Annotated in this window: 16 protein-coding genes; 3 read left to right on the forward strand and 13 right to left on the reverse strand. The window is 36.9% G+C overall.

From position 1 onward, the window contains the following. Positions 1-215 precede the first annotated feature (215 nt). The 7 genes from C7B89_RS20810 to pepV all read right to left on the reverse strand — a co-directional run bounded on the left by C7B89_RS20810 (position 216) and on the right by pepV (position 7,641). Entirely contained in the window at positions 216-1,442 is a 1,227-nt protein-coding gene (locus C7B89_RS20810) for a carboxylate--amine ligase (protein WP_066037570.1), read from the reverse strand. A 127-nt stretch (positions 1,443-1,569) separates the two neighbouring features. Beyond that, positions 1,570-2,433 (reverse strand): YtnP family quorum-quenching lactonase, encoded by an 864-nt coding sequence (locus C7B89_RS20815; RefSeq protein WP_048393489.1) that lies wholly within the window; start codon positions 2,431-2,433, stop codon positions 1,570-1,572. Between the two features lie 11 nt (positions 2,434-2,444). Next, entirely contained in the window at positions 2,445-3,095 is a 651-nt protein-coding gene (gene trmB / locus C7B89_RS20820; protein WP_016991781.1) for a tRNA (guanosine(46)-N7)-methyltransferase TrmB, read from the reverse strand. Between the two features lie 96 nt (positions 3,096-3,191). After that, the gene (locus tag C7B89_RS20825; protein ID WP_103118671.1) at positions 3,192-4,121 is read right to left on the reverse strand and encodes a diacylglycerol/lipid kinase family protein; all 930 of its coding nucleotides are present in this window, start codon (positions 4,119-4,121) and stop codon (positions 3,192-3,194) included. 3 nt (positions 4,122-4,124) lie between these two features. Beyond that, positions 4,125-5,129 carry a nuclease-related domain-containing protein gene (locus C7B89_RS20830; protein ID WP_054549930.1) on the reverse strand — a complete coding sequence of 335 codons (1,005 nt, stop codon included), beginning with the start codon at positions 5,127-5,129 and terminating at the stop codon, positions 4,125-4,127. Between the two features lie 223 nt (positions 5,130-5,352). After that, complete coding sequence (dat, locus tag C7B89_RS20835; protein WP_103118672.1) at positions 5,353-6,207, reverse strand: D-amino-acid transaminase; 855 nt, start codon at positions 6,205-6,207, stop codon at positions 5,353-5,355. Between the two features lie 27 nt (positions 6,208-6,234). Further along, the gene (gene pepV, locus C7B89_RS20840; RefSeq protein ID WP_115674511.1) at positions 6,235-7,641 is read right to left on the reverse strand and encodes a dipeptidase PepV; all 1,407 of its coding nucleotides are present in this window, start codon (positions 7,639-7,641) and stop codon (positions 6,235-6,237) included. Positions 7,642-7,998: 357 nt separating this feature from the next. On the opposite strand from pepV, the gene C7B89_RS20845 reads away from it, so the two are divergent. Together C7B89_RS20845 and C7B89_RS20850 are read left to right on the forward strand one after the other, a co-directional pair. Then, entirely contained in the window at positions 7,999-8,220 is a 222-nt protein-coding gene (locus tag C7B89_RS20845; RefSeq protein WP_004226074.1) for a DeoR family transcriptional regulator, read from the forward strand. Between the two features lie 395 nt (positions 8,221-8,615). After that, positions 8,616-9,785 carry an MDR family MFS transporter gene (locus C7B89_RS20850; RefSeq protein WP_004226066.1) on the forward strand — a complete coding sequence of 390 codons (1,170 nt, stop codon included), beginning with the start codon at positions 8,616-8,618 and terminating at the stop codon, positions 9,783-9,785. Positions 9,786-9,843: 58 nt separating this feature from the next. Here C7B89_RS20850 and C7B89_RS20855 read toward each other — a convergent pair whose 3' ends face one another. From C7B89_RS20855 to asnB, 4 genes are all read right to left on the reverse strand, one after another. Then, complete coding sequence (locus C7B89_RS20855; RefSeq protein WP_115674512.1) at positions 9,844-11,361, reverse strand: GGDEF domain-containing protein; 1,518 nt, start codon at positions 11,359-11,361, stop codon at positions 9,844-9,846. Positions 11,362-11,528: 167 nt separating this feature from the next. Beyond that, positions 11,529-12,242 carry a pseudouridine synthase gene (locus C7B89_RS20860; protein WP_048393477.1) on the reverse strand — a complete coding sequence of 238 codons (714 nt, stop codon included), beginning with the start codon at positions 12,240-12,242 and terminating at the stop codon, positions 11,529-11,531. A 10-nt stretch (positions 12,243-12,252) separates the two neighbouring features. Further along, positions 12,253-13,866, reverse strand: coding sequence for a putative polysaccharide biosynthesis protein (locus C7B89_RS20865; protein WP_115674513.1), 1,614 nt, complete (start codon positions 13,864-13,866; stop codon positions 12,253-12,255). Between the two features lie 262 nt (positions 13,867-14,128). Then, positions 14,129-15,979, reverse strand: a complete 1,851-nt coding sequence (asnB, locus tag C7B89_RS20870; protein WP_048393475.1) for an asparagine synthase (glutamine-hydrolyzing) — start codon at positions 15,977-15,979, stop codon at positions 14,129-14,131. A 287-nt stretch (positions 15,980-16,266) separates the two neighbouring features. Here asnB and C7B89_RS20875 point away from each other — a divergent pair, with 287 nt between their 5' ends. Further along, positions 16,267-17,517 (forward strand): BaiN/RdsA family NAD(P)/FAD-dependent oxidoreductase, encoded by a 1,251-nt coding sequence (locus tag C7B89_RS20875; RefSeq protein WP_115674514.1) that lies wholly within the window; start codon positions 16,267-16,269, stop codon positions 17,515-17,517. 41 nt (positions 17,518-17,558) lie between these two features. Here the strand turns inward: C7B89_RS20875 and C7B89_RS20880 are convergent, their stop codons facing one another. Both C7B89_RS20880 and C7B89_RS20885 read right to left on the reverse strand, forming a co-directional pair. Then, positions 17,559-18,251, reverse strand: coding sequence for an AIM24 family protein (locus C7B89_RS20880; protein ID WP_054549925.1), 693 nt, complete (start codon positions 18,249-18,251; stop codon positions 17,559-17,561). A 270-nt stretch (positions 18,252-18,521) separates the two neighbouring features. Further along, positions 18,522-19,790 (reverse strand): L-lactate MFS transporter, encoded by a 1,269-nt coding sequence (locus tag C7B89_RS20885; RefSeq protein WP_004226054.1) that lies wholly within the window; start codon positions 19,788-19,790, stop codon positions 18,522-18,524. Positions 19,791-20,068 lie beyond the last annotated feature (278 nt).

Genomic DNA, 20,068 nt, shown 5'->3' on the forward strand with positions numbered 1-20,068 from the left:
ATGTATATACAATAGAAGCCATCTCATAAATTGAAGATGGCTTCTTATAATGTTAAAAAACAAAACATTTTTGTGAAAGGTGAAAAGAGATTTCCAATGCGCTGGCGGAACGGAAATCAACCCCTCACCTTGCTAAAGGGCCTTTTCTGCTACTCATAATATCTAATTCAACAACATAAGAAGCCATCTCATAAAATGAAGATGGCTTCTCTATGTTATTCGGATAAACCTTTATTATTAAAGTACTTTTTATACTTACGGTAATAATTTAAATTATTGAGTGTTAGTTTCACCCAACGCTTCGCATTCATATCCTCGTTAAAGTAAAGAGAATTTGTGTATTTACCCTCACTAATTAATTTTTTTGCTTCTAGTTTGAGCTTTTCATTCGATGCATATTTGAATAATACCCCTTTAGGAATAATCATCCATAAATGCTTGTCCTGCACATATGTGACTTCTTGCTCGATATTTAACATATGGTCATCCGCAACATACTTCATTAAATTATGCCCACTCGCTGTTACATAATAGCTAGAACGCCCATTACGTAAATTGATTTCAAAAAGTTTATATTGCTTGTCTCGAATATCATATTTCATATCAAAATTCGCAAAACCTGTATAGCCAATGTCCTCTAGGAAGAAACGTACTTGATCCATTAATTCTTTATCATAGGTTGTCACGATGGCTGCATAACTTCCGATTCCTTCAGGAGAATGTTCTTCTAGAATAGGGTTACCTAGACACATCAGCTTCACTTTTCCATCCTTTCCTACATAGGCATTTAACACACGCATATAGGAATCGTCCCCAGGAATAAATTCTTGAATAATCATTGTATCCTGATAAGTAGAGCTATAAATAGCTTTTAATATAGCCGTTTTTTCCGCTTCATCATGTGCAACAAATACTTTTTTCTTCCCAGGGAATTTACAAGCCCAATATTCTACAGAGTTGGAAGCCTTTAAAATGATAGGGTAAGCAAATGGTGGTGTAAAGTTTTCATAGTTGTCAGCTGTCACCGTTGTTGTACCTGGATATTTAAAATTATATTGATCACACATTTTATAGAAATTTTCTTTCAATAAAATTTCATCCATCAACGATTCGTCGATATAAGGTACGGTAAAATGCTCTTGTAATGCTGGCTTATTTTTGATGATCAGCTTGGCATAATCGTCCCCACATGCTAAAAGTAATAGTTTTTTATCAGCATATTTTTTTGCAACTTCTGCAAGGGCAGGTGCAAAAACATCTTGTTCATTTAAACGGTCTATTTCTTGAAATTGTAGGATATGGCTATCTTGTGTTGCTGTTAAATGAGAACGTCCTAAAACAAGTGGTTTAATACCATATGCTTCATAAAACGCACGTGCCATACCATATGCATTCATATCTGATCCAAGTAAAACGGGTAAAAATGGTTGTTCAGTTGCCATGTTTATTTCAACTCTCTTTTGTATTTTAGTATCGTGTTAAGTGTATCATATTTTCTATCCTGTTCACGAACAAAAACGCGAGGTATTGACATTTTATATGCCAAATACCTCGCCTTTGCTTGCTCGATTAAAATGTAATAACAGCTTGTCTACTACGCTCTAGTTTATCCACAATCTCTTTGCCTGACTCATCCCATCGAATCATACGGTAATAAGCATCGTGATAGAAAATAAAGCCATAGTTATTTGCAAGGGCTTCTTTCATCAGTCGCTCTTTTGCAAATACACTTGTCATTGGATAATCGTCATAGGCTAATACCCATAATGGATTTTGATGAGCATGAGTCGGCATAATATCTGCCATATGCAATAACACTTCATCATTTTGCGTTAGCTTGATGACAGCATGTCCCTCACTATGACCACCAGTATGAAGCATTTCGATTCCAGGTACTACTTCCAATGACTCTTCGTAGGTTTCAACTAAATGCTGAACTGGCTCCCAATTTTCTTTCCAATAAGTATTTTTAGAACGGATATTGGGGTTACGCATTTCATCCCATTCAATTTTCGTTACAAAAATCTTGGCATTTGGGAAAGTTGGTACAAGTACATCCCCTTCCCACTGCGTTAACCCCCCAGCGTGATCAAAATGTAAATGCGTCATTAACACTGCATCAATATCTGCTGTCGTTAATCCTAACTCTTGTAAGCTATCAGCTAACGAAGATTCTTCTGTTACACCAAAGTTTCGTAGCTGCTTTTCATTTAATTTGTTAAAGCCAACCCCCGTATCAATAAGGTAGTTTTTGCCCCCAAATTGAATAAGGATAGGTTCTGTTGGTAATTCAATTTGGTTTTTTTCATTGACTGGATATTTGCGGGACCAAAGAGGCTTTGGTACAACACCAAACATCGCACCACCATCTAGGCACGTAACACCCCCGTTTAGCCATGATAATGACATATTGTGAAACTGTAACTGATCCATCCATATTCCCCCTACAATTTAGTGATAAATTGCGATTCTAAGCGATAAATCGGCTGCCCCTTCGCAGAAAACTTCTCTTCATATTCTGTCATCACATTATCCTCTGGCATATTTGCATGCAGGTCGAGAGATACATACTTTAATAACATCCCATATTCAGACATACTGATTAAAGAATACTCGAAAAGACCTCGGTTATCCGTTTTAAAATGGACTTCCCCATTATCCACTAAAATCGACTCATATAATTTCAAAAAATCCCCGTGCGTTAAACGTCTTTTTGCATGTCGTGTTTTTGGCCAAGGATCTGAGAAATTCAGGTATACACGTGATACATCGTTTTTGTCAAAGAATTTATATAAATCTGCGCCATTTACTTTTAGTAAACGTAAATTCGCTGGAGATTTTGCCTCTAGCACTTTTTCTAGTGCACAAACAATCACACTATCGTAAAGTTCAATGCCAATATAATTGATTGTTGGATTTTGCAAAGCCATACCGGTCACAAATTGTCCTTTTCCAGACCCTACTTCAATATGAATAGGGTTGTCATTGCCGAAAACAGCCTGCCAATTTCCTTTAAAGTCTTCAGGATTTGGAATAATCACCTCTGGGTGATCTGTAATCATTTCCTCTGCCCAAGGCTTATTTCTTAATCTCAATGTTGTTCCTCATTTCTTTCTTGTGAAATTATTGATTTTTTTATAGTATAACGTATTCCCTTATAATTCGCATGAAATTATTGCACAATGATATTTTTATGAATCCTTAACAATAACCTGCCAAGCATTTTGTTGTATTGTACAGTGGATATTGGTCTCTTGATTGACAATGCCAATATAATTACCATCCGTATGGCAGTCAACCTTATCTGCTACGATAAGATCAAAGACCTGCCCTTGTAAAAAAGTAACTTCCTTAAATTTTGTATGTTTTTCAAAAAACACAGTGACAAATACCAGTAATAATTTGATACGAGAAATACCATGTACAATTGTGATATCCACTTGCCCATCATCTGCTTTTGCGGCAGGTGATATTTTCATGCCGCCTCCAAAATAAGGTTGATTACTCATCGCCACAAACCACGTCTGCTGAAATTGCCATTCCTGTCCCTCTGAACGTATCGTTATGTCAAAGCGTTCAAAGCGAAATAACCCTCTAATTACAGCGACAGCATACGAAAGTTTCCCTAATCCAATCTTATTGAGATAAAACTTAAGACGAGAAGTGTTAATTGATTTTGTCACAAAGGCATCGAAGCCTATGCCAGCATTATTAACAAATATTTCTTTTCGTTGATTATCAATCTGAACGATCCCTGCATCCATTCTTACATTAGCCAAGGTAGTCTTTACATAATCCTCGATTTGCTGGGCATTGGAAAAGGTATGAAAATAACGTGCAAAGTCATTACCAGAGCCAGCACGAACTACACCAATTATGATGTATTTATTATGTATAACACCACTAACTACTTCATGAATGGTGCCATCACCACCAACAACGACAAGCAATTTCTTCTCTTGTTGCTGGTGTACCCATTGTTGAGCGATTTCCTGTCCATGTCCTGCATATTCAGTAAAAGCCACTTGATAGGAAATCGTTAGTTGCTCTTGAAGTTGGAGCCAAACTTTTTTTCCTTTTCCATTCCCAGCGGCCTCATTGACAATAAATAGAACGTTCATACATCATTCCTCTGTTGGCTGAGATGCTTGCTGCCATATATCTCGGTTAAAGGAGGTGGTTTGGACCGTATTTAAAATTGTCTGTGCAGCTCGGATTTGCATATGCTTCATAGGAGAGGAAACTTTTCTTAAATGCTCTATCCATTCATGGTAATTTCGACGATCAACAAAGCGTACCCCAAATGGTGAACCAGGATAATCAAAATACCCATTACGAGATAGCACAACCTTACGGATGGGCATATCAATATCCTCTTGTTTAAATAATTGCGACAGGACCGATTCCATCCGCCCTAAGTTAATCGTTGGATTCAAAACTTTAGAATCCTTCGTCCCTACTTTTTTAATCCAGAAGCGATCGCTGCCACCTACATATACAGCTTGATTTTCAGCCTCTAAGACCGTAATACAAATACACTCTGTCGGCGACATTAACACTACATCTAGCTCTATAGGTGCTTTTCTAATTTGTAGTATTGGATAATAAAACAATAGATAATTATCTGGCAATGTTTGCAATAGCATACGGAGCAATGAGTCACGCATGAAGCGAGGATCTACATATGATTTTTCCCGTAATGTTGAACTGGCCCATTTCATTTGAAAATGAAAGAACTGATCAATAAACATTCGTTTCAACTCATGGATGGATTGTGGTGCATACACAATTTTAGGTTCAAATGTGAGTGTCGTTTCTTCTTCAGGAATTATATCCTCATCGCTGACAAGCTCATTTGATATTTCTACTTCTTCAACATCCTCTGTTGTTTCCTTTTGCCGTCCAGCAAACCATTTTTTTATGAAGGTAAAACGTTCTTTTTCCTCGTAAGCCTCCGCTTCCACCTCATTGTCGACATGTTGCCACTCGCTAATATCTTCTCCCAACTCCCACTGTCGCTTAATGCGCTCCCATTGGTTTTTCTTCAAGCGCACAAATTGTGTTGGGTATCTCGCTAAATCAATTTGATAGCGTGAAATGTAATCTTGTAATTTCACCAATTGTGCCATGTAAAGGTCACTCCATTCTTACTCACCATATCTATAGTTCTCTTTTTATCTAGATTGCTTTGGTAGAAAAGAGGCATTGTATTCAATACATCGACAATTATTCTACAAATTTCAATCTGTAAAATTATTCATTACTATCCTTTTTATTTTACATGACGATACCAAACATTACATCCATAAAAAAGAGAACTACCCTTATCGATAGTTCTCTTAAACGGTTCTTTTATTTTGAATTCAAAGAAAGTGGTAATTTCGCCTCAAAAGCTTGTTGCAATTTACGCGTCCATTCACCTGGCACACCAGTACCGATTTGGTTTCCATCCACATCAATAACAGGAGTAACTTCTGAAGATACAGAAGATACAATAATTTCATCCATTGTTAATAAATCAGCTTTTGTCATTGGTTCTTCAACTACAGGTAAACTAATCTCCTCTGCACATTTTAAAATGACCTGACGAGTAATACCGTTTAAAATGAAGTTATTTGCTGGGTGTGTATAAAGCTTACCGTCTTTAATCCCATAAACATTTGCTGATGAACATTCTGTTACGATATCCCCGCGATGTAAAATTGCTTCGTAGCAGCCCTTTTCAGCTGCCTCTTGTTTTGCTAATACTGCACCAAGTAAGTTTAAAGATTTGATATCACAGCGCAACCAACGAATATCCTCTACAAACGTAGCCTTAACCCCTTTTTCAAAGTTTTCATATGCACGTTCACCAGCTTTCACATTACCCGTTAATACAGCTGGAACACTTGCATCTGGGAAAACGTGATTACGTGAATTGGCACCACGTGTAATTTGGAAATAAACATGCCCTGTATCAAGATTATTTTTTTCAATCAGCTCATGTAATAATTTGTGTAAAACGTCTTTTGTATAAGGAATAACAAGACGAATTTTTTCGGCGCTTGCATAGAAACGATCAATATGCTCTTGTGCTGTAAACATATTTCCGTTATAAACTTTGATTACTTCATAAATACCGTCACCAAATTGATAGCCTCTATCTTCTGGTGATACTGCAATGGATCCTTCTTCAACAATTTGATCATTCCATAATGAATATGCCATGTTTTGTTCATCCTTTTCGTCTTTGAGTTATTTTTTTCCTGCAAGTTCAACAATTGCTTCAGCATAAATTGCCGCTGCTTTTACAAGGTTTTCAACGACAACAAACTCATCCGCTCGATGCGCTACATCTGGCTCCCCTGGGAAGAGCATGCCAAATGCCACGCCTTTTTTCATCACACGTGCATACGTCCCACCACCAGTTGATAATAAAGGTGTTTCTGTATCTCCCGTTTGACGTCTATAGATAGCTGCTAATGTCTGAATGAATGGATCATCTTCGCTGACATAATGTGGCTTGGAGTCGTCTTGTATGTCTAGAGAAAACCCTTTTTCTACCGTTAAGCGTTGTGCTGCTGTTATTTTTTCATCGAATGGATAGGAAACTGAATAGCGCATACTAATTACTAAACTGCCTCCTTTATGGACATCATAGCTTACGATCCCTGGATTTAATGTTGTTTGTCCTGACATTGTATCCTCAAACTGCAGATCGAGCTGACTACCATAATGATCCTGATAAAAAACATCTGCAATAAAGTCGACAAATTGTTTACTTGCTTCTGTCGTCAACTCTTGTTGTAAAAATGCTGCAAGATAAACAGCTGCATTGATACCTTTATCTGGTTCCATTGCATGGGCTGCTTTACCTTTGATAGTTATTATATAGCGAGACTCCTCCATTAATAAAGAGCCTTCTAGCTGATTTTTACTTAAAAATGTTTGAAAATTCTGTTCGAATGATGCTGTTACGTGCTGAATTATTGCTTTTGCAAAATCAGGTACCATATTTGGGCGCTTTCCTGCATTAAATAGTAGTAGTTGTTCTTTCGTTGCATCACCCACTTTATTTTGAGAGAACACAAGCTCTGCAATGCCTTTTTCTGCATTGATGAGCGGGAAATCCGCATCTGGTGCAAAACCAATTGTCGGCATTTCCTCCTGTTTAAAATAGTGGTCGACACAGCGGAATCCTGTTTCTTCGTCTGTACCAATAATCATTCGTACTCTTTTTTCTAACGGAATACCTGCATCTTTCACAAGTTTCATGGCCATCCATGCCGCAATCGTAGGCCCTTTATCGTCAATCGCACCACGTGCAAATAATTTACCATCAGCTACTGTGCCGCTGAAAGGAGGGTAAGTCCAATCTGCTTCTTCTCCAATTGGGACAACATCAACATGACATAGAATACCAAGTAAATCTTCACCAGTTCCCATTTCAATATGTCCAGCATAATTATTAACATTTTTCGTGAGCAGGCCTTCACTTTGACCTTTTGCTAGTAACCATTCAAGCGCTTGAAGTGGACCATCTCCAAAAGGTACTTCAGTAGTTATTGTATCCTCATCGAGCACACTATTTATTTGCACAAGCTCCTGTAACTCTTGTATTAATTCGTCTTGCCTTTCTTTTGCAGCTTGTAACCAATCCATACCATGTACCTCCTTCAAAGTATTAACATTATTCTACACCTTACAACATATATGACAATCAGCTTTCTGACAACTATTTTCAGTAACTTCTACTGTCACTACCATATATAGCACGTTTTTCACGTATTCCCACAAAATACAGTATAAATTTTATATATTAATTGTAAATTTCTCTTGCATTCACTAGAAAATTAAGTAGTTTTTCTATATAATAAAGTTATCAGAATAATTGTTCTGACTATAAAATTAGAAAAGGGGATGTCTAAGGCAGCTACTTATTAGCCTAAGTGCACTCCGCACATATTGTCGTCCGCTAGTCTTTGCCAAGAGAATTAAGATGAAGGAGTGGTTCATTTAATGAAACCAACTACTGATCGAATGCTTAATCGTATTAAAGACGTGTACATGTTTATTTTAGACAAAGGAACCGTGTCTACACAGGATTTAGTCGAAGAGTTTAGTATCACTCCTCGCACCGTTCAAAGAGATTTGAACGTGTTAGCCTTTAACGATTTGGTGACGAGTCCAAGTCGAGGCAGATGGACAACGACGAAGAAAAAAGTAAAATTAACGTCTTAGTTTTACGTTTTGTACGTAAAGCATTGTGTATGGAAAAAGAATGACCTTTCGTCGGGGTCATTCTTTTTTGTCGTTAGAAGATTTTTGGATTTTTTCCCCACTTTGCTTACTGACTTCTCCAGCTTGCTTTCTGTGTAAAGTAATTATTTACATCACTTTTTTAGTCATCTATCTATGCAAAGCAATGATTTTTATCTTACTTCCATTCATCTATATAAAACGATTATTTACATTGCTCCTTTACCCTTCAATCTAAGCTTCACATCTTAGCATAGCAACATAAATCTGCGCGCCATTATCTGCTCTGTGCTCTTTCAAGATTATTTTAACTATTTACAGTTGCTTAACAATCCGTTAAACTCGAAACATTCTAAATGTTGAGAGGAGGATTTTATATGACTTTGTCAAAGTTGTTTCATCCATTAGTTTGGATTATTTTAGGTGGAACAATTTTTACACGTATTGCAAGCTTTATGGCAATGCCTTTTTTAGCTATTTATTTACATAATGAAATTCAAGCCTCTCCCTTACAAATTGGATTGACAATTGGTATCGCGCCGCTCATTTCCACAGTAGGTGGATTTTTCGGGGGTTATTTAACAGATCGCTTTGGTAGAAAAAGCGTTATTCTATTAACAATTATCGTTTGGAGTCTTGTGTTCTTTGGCTTCGCAACAGTTCATGCTGTTTGGCTTTTTATTCTATTCAATGCTTTGAATGGACTTTGTCGATCATTTTTTGAACCTTCCACACAGGCATTGATGATTGATTTTACACCTGCCGATAAACGAAAAAGACTATTTTCCTTACGTTATACAGCCATTAATATTGCAGCAGTTATTGGTCCAATTATTGGCGTGTATATCTCACAGCTATCCAGTCCAAGTATCCCTTTTATGCTGACAGGGATGATGTATATTATTTACGCAGTCTTTTTATTTTTTGTGTTAAATCGCTATCAAATGCAGCAACCCAAAGCGGTTACACAAACAAAAATACTCAGTACATTCACGATTCTTTTGACAAATCGTGTGCTGCTTAGCTTCATTTTGGGTGCCATTTTAATCAATATTGGTTACTCGCAATTTGACTCAACGCTACCACAAATTATCGAATTAAAAATTGATGAAGGTGCGAAACTTTATTCGTTATTAATCTCTCTCAATGCAGCAGTTGTGTTATTACTACAATTACCTATTAGTATAGTATCAGAGCGCTTTTCATCTACAGCAACATTATTAGTAGGTGTACTGTTCTTTGCTATTGGATTATGTATGTTTGGATTCTCCAATAATTATACGCTCTATATCATTGCCATGATTATTTTTACCATAGGTGAAATCTTTGCCTTCCCTACAATGAATGTTATGATTGATGAAATTGCGCCAGATACTCAAAAGGCAACCTATTTAGGTGCTGCACAATTTAAAAATTTAGGTGGCTTTATTGGCCCAATAATAGGCGGTTGGCTCTTGACTCATTATATGAACGCTATGTTTCCAGTCATCGCTGTTCTTGTTTTATGTAGTTGTATCTTTTATAGAACAAAAATAGCTGCTCATTAATAAACGCCCCATTGCTATCAGAATAGCTAACTATGCTATCGATAGAATGGGGCGTTTTTTAACTAATATAATCCTCGTCAGCAGCGACCTCTGCAAAACTAGAATATTGATCCTTACCAGCATTTTTTGATTGATAAAGCGCTTTATCGGCACGTTCAAATAAGCTCATTTCTGTATCCTCAGCATGATTATAAATGGCTCCGCCCATGCTCACAGACAACACAGACCATTTCTCGCTAGCTTGGCCATCATATCTAACTGACCTTATTTGAGTCAAAATGTCCTCTGCTATGTGCTGCATCTGTTCCGCTGTTGTATCGTATAAAACAATGGCAAATTCATCCCCACCGAAGCGTACAACAAAGCCACTTTGTTTCACAACATGCTTTAAAATTTTCGCTGTTTCAATGAGGATATGATCTCCTTCTACATGACCAAATTGATCGTTTACTTGTTTAAAGTTATCTAAATCAATTAACAATAAACCTGGCACATTCATTTTTCTTTTTCTTAATAAATTATCAATTTTCCTAATATATGTAGCACGGTTGTAGACACCAGTTAGTGGATCGAAGGTAGCTAGGTGTATTGTTTTAGATAAAATTTTATTAATAACTAATAGCATAATAAAGGATGTTAGTAGAGCAATAGACAGTAAGATCCAAAATTGCTTTGTATTTTTTTGGAGAGCTTCCATTTTAGTGAAATTGATAAATTTCACATAGACAATTCTTTTGGACGACTCCCCTCTCACTGTCTCTGCTTCATAGGGCAGAAAACGATGTGTTTCTATATAACCATTGTCTAATGCCTTTTCATACTCAACTGGCTCCATTGTTTTCTTAGCTAGCTCGAAGTATTTTTGAAATTTCTTAGATTGCTCCTGTACAGTGATTCTCATCGATCTCGAATCATTAAAGAAAACGCCACCTGCATTAATAGCTTGCACATCCACTAAATCAATATACTTACCTATTAAGTACTGTGCAGTTTTCTCAAAATTAAAGGTTTGGAAGACAGGATCATTTAGTAGGTCTATACCTAACTCAAGCAAATATTTCTTATCATGTGTTGCCAGATAGCCAAATTTTCGATATTCACCTGTTGATGTTGAAATATCGAGTCCATCTGTAAAAAATTCGCCACTAGCGCGCCGTTCATCTAATAAAGCAGAAAAACGTTGACAGCAAAGCGAGAAATCCAAGCCAATATCTTTGGCAAAAGTTGTGTAAACTACTGTATTTGATTGATCCACTATGTAAATATCCATACCATGTTTCTTTTTCATTTGCTGCAAATCCCAAGTAGCTACATTAGGGTTTTCATGGTAATAGTTTTTTAGCTGTCTAAGCTCCTGTTCCATTTTGTCTGAAATATTATTATCAAAATAAAAATGGGCATCATCGACAGTTTGCATATCTGTCAAAATATGATTTTCAATTAATATTTTATTCATGCTCACTTGCTTTTCTATCTCTGTTACCAGTATTTGTCGGTTCACATATGAAATAACAGCAACAAGTATGACTGCAAATGCTATTAGAGATAGTAATAATTTAATACGCAGGTTCTTCATTTAATTGTCCTCTACTTATTTTATACCATCGTCTTTTGGGGAATATTTCAAAATATGATACATTCTATGACTATATCACAATAACTCATTTCATATTATACAGTTACAGTCATATTACTGTATATAAAAATCCCCGATGCTATGTGATGCATCGAGGAATAATATGTTTAATGATTGTTTTGTAGACCGTTTAGCTCTTCAGCAGTGAGCTCACGATATTCACCTAACGCTAGATTTTCATCTAATTTCAGGCTTCCCATGGAAATACGCTTTAAATATGTTACACGTTTTCCTACAGCCTCAAACATTCGCTTTACCTGATGAAACTTGCCTTCTTGAATCGTTAGCTCTATTTCAGATTGCTGTGCAGACTTTAAGATCACAAGCTTTCCAGGCTTTGTAACATAGCCATCATCTAGCTCAACACCATTTGCAAATTTCTCGGCATCTTCTTCTGTCACAACGCCTTCAATCTGTGCGTAATAAACTTTTGGCACATGCTTTTTGGGAGACAATAAATTATGAGCTAATTGACCATCGTTTGTTAATAAGAGCAATCCTTCTGTGTCTTTATCTAATCGACCAACAGGAAACGGTTGAAAATGCTGGTGTAATGGCTCTAATAAATCAATGACTGTTTCATCTCTTAAATCTTCAGTGGCAGAAATAACACCAGGCGGTTTATTCATTATAAAATAAACAAATTCTGTATAAACAACGCGCTCTCCAAACACTGATACAATTTGCTTTTCTGGGTCTACGTGTAAAGCTGCATCCTTGACATAATCACCATCTACTGTGACTGCTTTTTGCTTTAATAGCTGCTTTACTTCCTTACGAGAGCCGTACCCCATATTTGCTAGTAATTTATCTAAACGCATCGTTCCACTCCTATTTCAATCCCAGTTTACTCATAATACGGGTTAATCGTTCACCTAATAGCTTTTGGGCTAAACCTAGGCGTAATGATAAAAAGCCATAAACAGCCGCACCAACAGCCGCACAAATAATTGAGAATAGTAATGCTGAGAATTTACTATCAACTGGTCCCATTAGTAATTCCAATAATTTATGCACAATCAGCACGCTAATGGCCATCGCCATTGTCAATAAAGCAATTAGCATGACACGACGCACAACCATTTCTGATCGATAATTCAACGTTTTTCGTAACACAAGCATATTAATGATAATCGAAACACTGTAGCCAATAGCTGTAGCTACTATAGCACCATCAGCCTCTAACCAGCGAATTAAAGGAATATTTAATGCTAGCTTTACGAAAATTCCAGATAATAAGCTAAAAACAATCCACTTTTGAAAATCAATTCCTTGAAGTAAGGCTGCTGTGACTTGGAATAACGCAAATAAAATCGCAACAGGTGCATAATGCGATAAAATGGTTGCTCCCATTTCGCTTTCTGAATAAAGCATAAAATAAATTTCATTGGCTAATAGAGAAATACCAACCACAGCTGGCAATGTAATAAAGATTAAAATTTGATAGGTTTTATCCATTGCATGGCGGAGCGCTAAATACTCCCCCTGTGTAAAATATTTTGTAATTGTTGGTACAAGCGCCATCGAAAATCCAGTCGCTAGCATAACAGGGATGATAACAACTTTATGTGTCATAAAGTTAATCATCGATAAATAAGTATCTGTTACTTTTGCTAAACCAATGGACGTCATCGCTCCATTAAACGTAAGCATGTCGACTAATTGGAACAACGGATTCGCCACCCCTACAAACACCATTGGGATGGAATAGGTAATCACTTCTTTATAAATATTGGACATTGGTAGCTGTGTGGAAGTCACACTTTGGCTACGTAATAAGTTAAATTCAGGCTGATATTTTTTCCAGTAATAATAAAGAACACCTAATCCACCGATTGCCCCGATAAATGCAGCAAACACAGCAAAGGAGATGGCTGTCTCTGGTTTTCCTTTAAACACAATCACCACTAGGAACGACCCACCAAGTAACACAACAATCCGCACAATTTGTTCCACCAATTGTGAAACGGCAGTTGGCTCCATTTTGTCGTAGCCTTGGAAGAAGCCCCGCCATAGACTCATAAATGGCACTACGATTAAGGCAAAACTAACCCATCGTATTACTGAAGCAATTTGTTCAACTGTAAAGACCTGTTCCTCACTCTTAATAACTAGCCCTGCAATTGGCGTAGCAAGTAGAAAGAGGGCAATAAATGCTGCAAAGCCAGTCATCATCATAATAAGAATGCCAGATTTCATCAGCTTGCGCCCCGATTGATAATCTCCCATTGCGTTATATTTGGATACAAATTTAGAGACGGCTATTGGCGCACCTGAAATGGCGATTGCCAGCATAATTGAATAGGGAATATATGCATATTGGTAAAGCGCAATGTTCTTCTCGCCAACAATTGCATAAAACGGAAAAATATAAATTAATCCGAGTACCTTCGATAAAAACATCCCCATTGTTAATATCGCAGTACCTTTCATTAAATTGGACATCATACCCATCCATTCATTGTAAAATCAATATTATTATCGTAACACTTCAAAGCATACTTATAAAACTTTTTCGTTTTAAAACAAACGATATGCAAGCGCTGTCACTCTAAAAGCAATAAAGTAAACCAACTGTAATCTTAACATATTTATAGGAAATGAGACGCATAAAAACACCAAAAAGTTCATTCATAAAGAAACTTGATGAAAAAAGGCCTTAAAATAATCGGTGAGGAATTGAACATCCCCACCGATTAGGTATTTCTTATACCATGTCCACAAAGAACTTTTTGTACCATACTAGGAATACATAAACTGTCCAAATATAACGACCGCGATTTGCTTTCCCTTCGTAGTGCTCATCTAGATAGCCAACTAATTGTTTTGTATCAAAAAATTCATTTGCAAAGTCAGTTGTAAACATTTCTTTTACCATACTGTAATACTTTTCTTCACGTAACCAGTGGCGAATTGGCACTGGGAATCCGAGTTTCGGACGCTTTGCCCATTCTTCTGGCAATTCCTGATGCGCAGCTTGACGTAGAACATATTTTGTATCGATATCATTCACACGGTATCTTGAAGGAATATTTTTCGCTAACTCCATTACTTCTTTATCTAAAAATGGTACACGTAATTCAATTGAGTGTGCCATACTCATTTTATCTGCCTTTAATAAAATATCACCAGGCATCCAAAGATTTAGATCTAGATACTGCATTTTTGTCACATCATCATCGCCAGGTACTTCATCATAAATACGTTTTGTAATCGATTTTACAGATGGGGCATTTTTATAAGCTGGCTTTAAAACATTAATAGCATCCACTTCATCCCAAACTACCGCTTCCCCAATAAAACGCTCTTCTACTGTTTGAGCACCTTTAATAAGGAAATTCGTGTATTGATTTTTCGGTAGGGCTTCTGCCATTCCACGTAATGTTTTACGAAGACCTAATGGTAATTTTTCGTATTTTTGCATTCTTCCTGAGTTTTGATACCAAGCATACCCACCAAAAATTTCATCAGCACCTTCACCTGATAAGACAACCGTTACATCTTTTGAAGCAAGCTCCGAAAGGAAGTAAAGTGGCACTGAAGATGGATTGGATTGTGGTTCATCCATATGCCATTGAATTTTAGGTAGCGCTTCAAAGCACTCATCTGCGGTAATGTATCTACGTTCATTTTGAATATTCAACGTATCTGATAAATCTTTTGCAAGATTTGTCTCATTAAACATATCTTCATAGTCCGCAAACCCGACTGAGAAGGATTTATCTGGGCGTAATAAAGACGTAATATAACTAGAGTCAATACCACCCGATAAGAATGAACCAACTTTTACATCACTGATTTGATGAGCCTCTACAGATTCTTTAACAGTTGAACGAATTTCTTCAATATATTTTTCGATTGGTGCTTCTTTTGCATGGAATTTTTTATCCCAATATTGAACGATTTGCTTTTGTCCATTTTGAATCAGCATATAGTGTGCTGGTGGTAATTTAAAGACACCTTTAAAGAATGTTTCATCCATAGATGAATACTGGAATGTTAAATAGGGGCGAAGTGCCTGTTTATTTAACTCTTTAATAAATGATGGGTGTGGTAAAAACGATTTAATCTCAGAGCCAAAAATAAACGTACCGTCTGTTGTATGCTCAGAGTAATACAATGGTTTGATTCCAAAGCCATCGCGCGCAATGAACTGTAAATCATTCTTTTTATCCCAAATACAGAAGGCAAACATCCCACGCAGTTTCTTCACAAAATCTACGCCATATTCTACATAGCCATAAATAATGACTTCACTATCTGACTGCGTTTTAAACGTATGACCTTTTTCAATTAAATCTGCACGCAGCTCTTGGAAGTTAAAAATCTCTCCATTAAATACAAGCACGATATTGCCGTCTTCACTATATAATGGTTGATTCGCTACGTCTGATAAGTCAATAATACTTAATCGACGGAAACCTAACGTTACTTTATCGTCACTATGAATACCGCCGCTATCAGGTCCGCGGTGAATAATTGTATTCATCATATTTTCTATCGTCTGATGATGATCAATCACATTTGTTCCATTAATATAACCTATAAATCCGCACATTCTATTTTTCACCTCATAATTTAGTGCATAACCTTTACCATAATAGCACGAAAAGACATTCATTTCATGCTGACAATGCTAATAAAGGAAAACTTTCATTCATCCAATTGTATAACAAAGAATATTGTGTTTCATTCTACTGTATAAGCTCTTCATCCCAAAAGAAGAGATAAAGAATTATAAAACACTTTTCTATTATTTTCAATGTCAAAGAAAGTCCCTCTCTATATAGACTTCATGTATAATAGGAAAGATTCCTAATTTGAACAGAAAGTGAGTTTCTAACTATGTATGATGTAATCGTGATTGGTGGTGGCCCATCTGGTTTAATGGCGGCGATTGCTGCTGGAGAGCGCAAAAAGAAGGTGTTATTGTTAGAAAAAGGCACAAAACTAGGCAAGAAATTGGCCATTTCTGGCGGAGGACGCTGTAATGTTACAAATCGTTTGCCTATTGAAGAAATTGTGAAACATATACCCGGTAATGGCCGTTTTCTCTATAGTCCATTTACCGTTTATAATAATGAAGATATAATTGCATTTTTTGAAGGGCTTGGTGTCGCCCTAAAGGAAGAGGACCACGGTAGAATGTTCCCTGTATCCAATCGCGCACAAGATGTCGTTGATGCGCTGATTAGACAGCTACAACGTCTTCATATTGAAGTTCGTTTACACACAGCTGTCAGTAAGCTTCTAATGGATGAAGATAAAATTTTGGGTGTACGTCTTGCTGACGGCACCGAAGTCCGTAGTCAAGCAGTCGTTGTAGCCGTTGGGGGCAAGGCGGTTCCACAAACAGGCTCAACAGGTGATGGCTATCCTTGGGCTGAACGTGCGGGTCATACAATCACAACCTTATTCCCAACAGAAGTCCCTGTTATTTCAAAAGAAGATTTTATTCAAGCACGTGAGCTACAAGGACTAGCATTGCGTGATGTTGCTGTCTCCGTGCTCAATAAAAAAGGTAAGACACTCGTCACCCATCAAATGGATATGCTCTTTACCCATTTTGGTTTAAGTGGTCCTGCTATTTTGCGTTGTAGTCAATTCGTTGTGAAAGAATTAATGAAAACAGGCTATGAGCCCGTGACAATGCGTATTCAAACACTGGTACATTATAATGAAGAAACATGTCTACAATATTTAAATAAATTAATAAAAGAAGATCCGAAAAAGGCTGTGAAAAATGTTTGGAAAGGCATAGCACCTGAAAGATGGCTCTTGTTCTTATGTGAGCGATCACACATTGATGTTCAATTGACAGGCGCTGAATTATCCCAAGAGAAAATTCGTCAGCTAGCACGTTTACTAGTAAACTTCACGTTAACAGTGAGTGGCACACAGTCACTTGATAAGGCATTTGTAACAGGTGGCGGTGTCTCTGTAAAAGAAATCGAGCCAAAAACAATGGCCTCAAAGAAAAAAGAGGGACTGTTCTTTTGTGGAGAAATTCTTGATATTCATGGCTATACAGGCGGCTATAACATCACTTCAGCCCTAGTAACGGGACGTATTGCAGGAATGCATGCGGCATTATAATAGGAGAAAAAGCGTGTCCGTGGAACAACGGACACGCTTTTTTAGCTTTCACTAGACATATAAACTTCTTCAAATGGTTGGATAATAACAAAGCCCTCACCAGAAAACGCCATCTGGATGGATTCTCCACTGCCTCGGCCGATAAATGTACGGAAGCTAATATCTGTTTTAAATTCAGGTGTTAAGTTGCCTGACCATGCGACAGTAGCATGCGGATCAGTATATACTGTTTCACCTGGTTTCACTAATAATGTCAGTGGTTCAAAATGAGTTGTAATCGCAACCTTCCCTGTTCCTTGAAGGGTTACATTAAATAAACCACCTGACATGATGCCAGCCATTTTACGCATCAAACGTATATCCCATTCGATGCTAGGCTCAAAGGCAAGTAAATCATTGCCATTGACACAAATACTGTCGTTTTTCAAATCAAAAACAGTTACTTTCTTTCCTTGGTCCGCTAAATAGAGTCTGCCCTTTCCGCTAGCTTTCATCAATTGCGTACCTTCACCCGTTAAAGCCTTTTTAAACATTTTTCCAAAACCATGCTCCAAGACGCGCTCACGTTCAAATTTAATATCACCTGTATAAGAAATCATAGCGCCCATTTTTGACCACACTTCACCGTTTAGATTAACCTCTAATACACGTTCAGTTTCCAATTCAAAATAATCATTCTCATTATCGTCCTGCTGTGTTTTATGAACAAATTCATCTAAAGAAAATTTCCCCATGATTGATCCCTCCCTAATTACTTTATATACGTTGTTCTTTGAGAAAAGATTCAATTTTTAATAGTTTGTTCCTCATCATGAATTTCGTTACAAAATTTCTCTTTTAATTACGAAATCACTTTATTTCCAGTAATGTTATTGACATCAGACATGTGCTGTTATACATTAAACAAAGAAATTACAATTGTTATATAACAAACACTTCAAAAAAAATAACTATATAAGTGCCATCCACGAAATGACACCTATATAGTAAATTGAAAGTTCATATTATTGTGTAGCAGATACATCTCCAACATTTTGCGCTGCTTTTAAAGCTGTTTGCTTACGTACATCTGCACGTAACGTTAAGGAAATAATCAACGAAGCTGCGATTAAACCTGCGAATACATAGAATACAGGAATATAGCTTCCATACGCATTTTTGATTGCACTTACTAACAATGGTCCAAAAACTCCACCCAATGACCACGTTGTTAATAAATAACCATGAATCACACCAAGTTGCTTTGTGCCAAATAAATCACTTGCAAATGCAGGTAGATTTGAGAACCCACCACCATAGCAACTAACAACTAAGAAGATAAGTGCTTGGAAAATAATTACGTTAGTTGTATGTGGTAAAACGATAAATGTGATTAGCTGTGCAGTAAAGAAAATAACGAAAACGTTAGAACGACCGATATAATCAGACACAGCGGCCCAGATTAAACGACCACCACCATTAAATAACCCCATAATTCCTACCATTGCGGCAGCACCTGCTACTGATAGACCGACAATTTCCTGTGCCATTGGTGAAGCAACAGAAATCATCATAATCCCTGCTGTTACATTAACTAAATGCATGGACCAAAGCATCCAGAAGTGCTTTGTTTTAACAGCTTCTCGTGCTGACATAACAGCTAAATCTTTCTTAACTACGTCCTTACCATTATTGGCAGCTGCTTTCATATTAGCAGGCATATAACCTGGCTTAGGTGGTGCTATATATGAAGCCCCTAAAATCATTAACGTGAAGTAACTTGCCCCTAGAATAAAGTATGTTGTAGAAATGCCAACTGCCTCCATTAAGTTGGCTGCGACTGGTGCTGTAATAAGTGCACCCGATCCAAAACCAAGTACGGCCATACCTGTTGCTAGACCACGACGGTCTGGGAACCATTTTACAAGTGTTGATACAGGTGCAATATAGCCAATCCCCATTCCTAATCCACTAAGAACACCATATGTTAACCAATACATAACAACAGAATCCATTGAAATGGCTACACCAGCACCAGCTTGTCCTGCTCCAAATAAGACAGCTGCTACCATCGCCGATTTACGTGGTCCCATTTTTTCTACTAAACTACCAAATAATGCAGCTGAGAAACCAGCTAATCCCATCATAATGGTAAAGGCAATCGTTACCTTTGTTTCACTCCATCCCATTTCTGTGACAATCGGTAGCTTGTATACACTGTATGCATAGGCTCCACCGATTGAAAGGTGAATAGCGATTGCAGATAATGCAATTAACCATCTATTTTTATTCATAAATTCTCATTTCTCCCCTCTTTTGCTACCTGTGAAAATTCTATGAACGTCCATGTAAAACAATTTACCACTTAGAATTATTCAAATGCAAGATGTTTTTCTAAAAAAAATTATTTCTCCAAAAAGTTTTTCTCTTTTCCATTAATATATTCTGTCTCAAAAACCTTACAGTCTCTAAGTATAACTACGTATTTCTTACAAAAAACATAACACCATTTAGCTAATATTACTTTTCTACTCTATTCTTTAAACACCAATTAATTATATTAATATAATTA

Source organism: Lysinibacillus capsici, assembly GCF_003367505.1.
Classification (GTDB): domain Bacteria; phylum Bacillota; class Bacilli; order Bacillales_A; family Planococcaceae; genus Lysinibacillus; species Lysinibacillus capsici.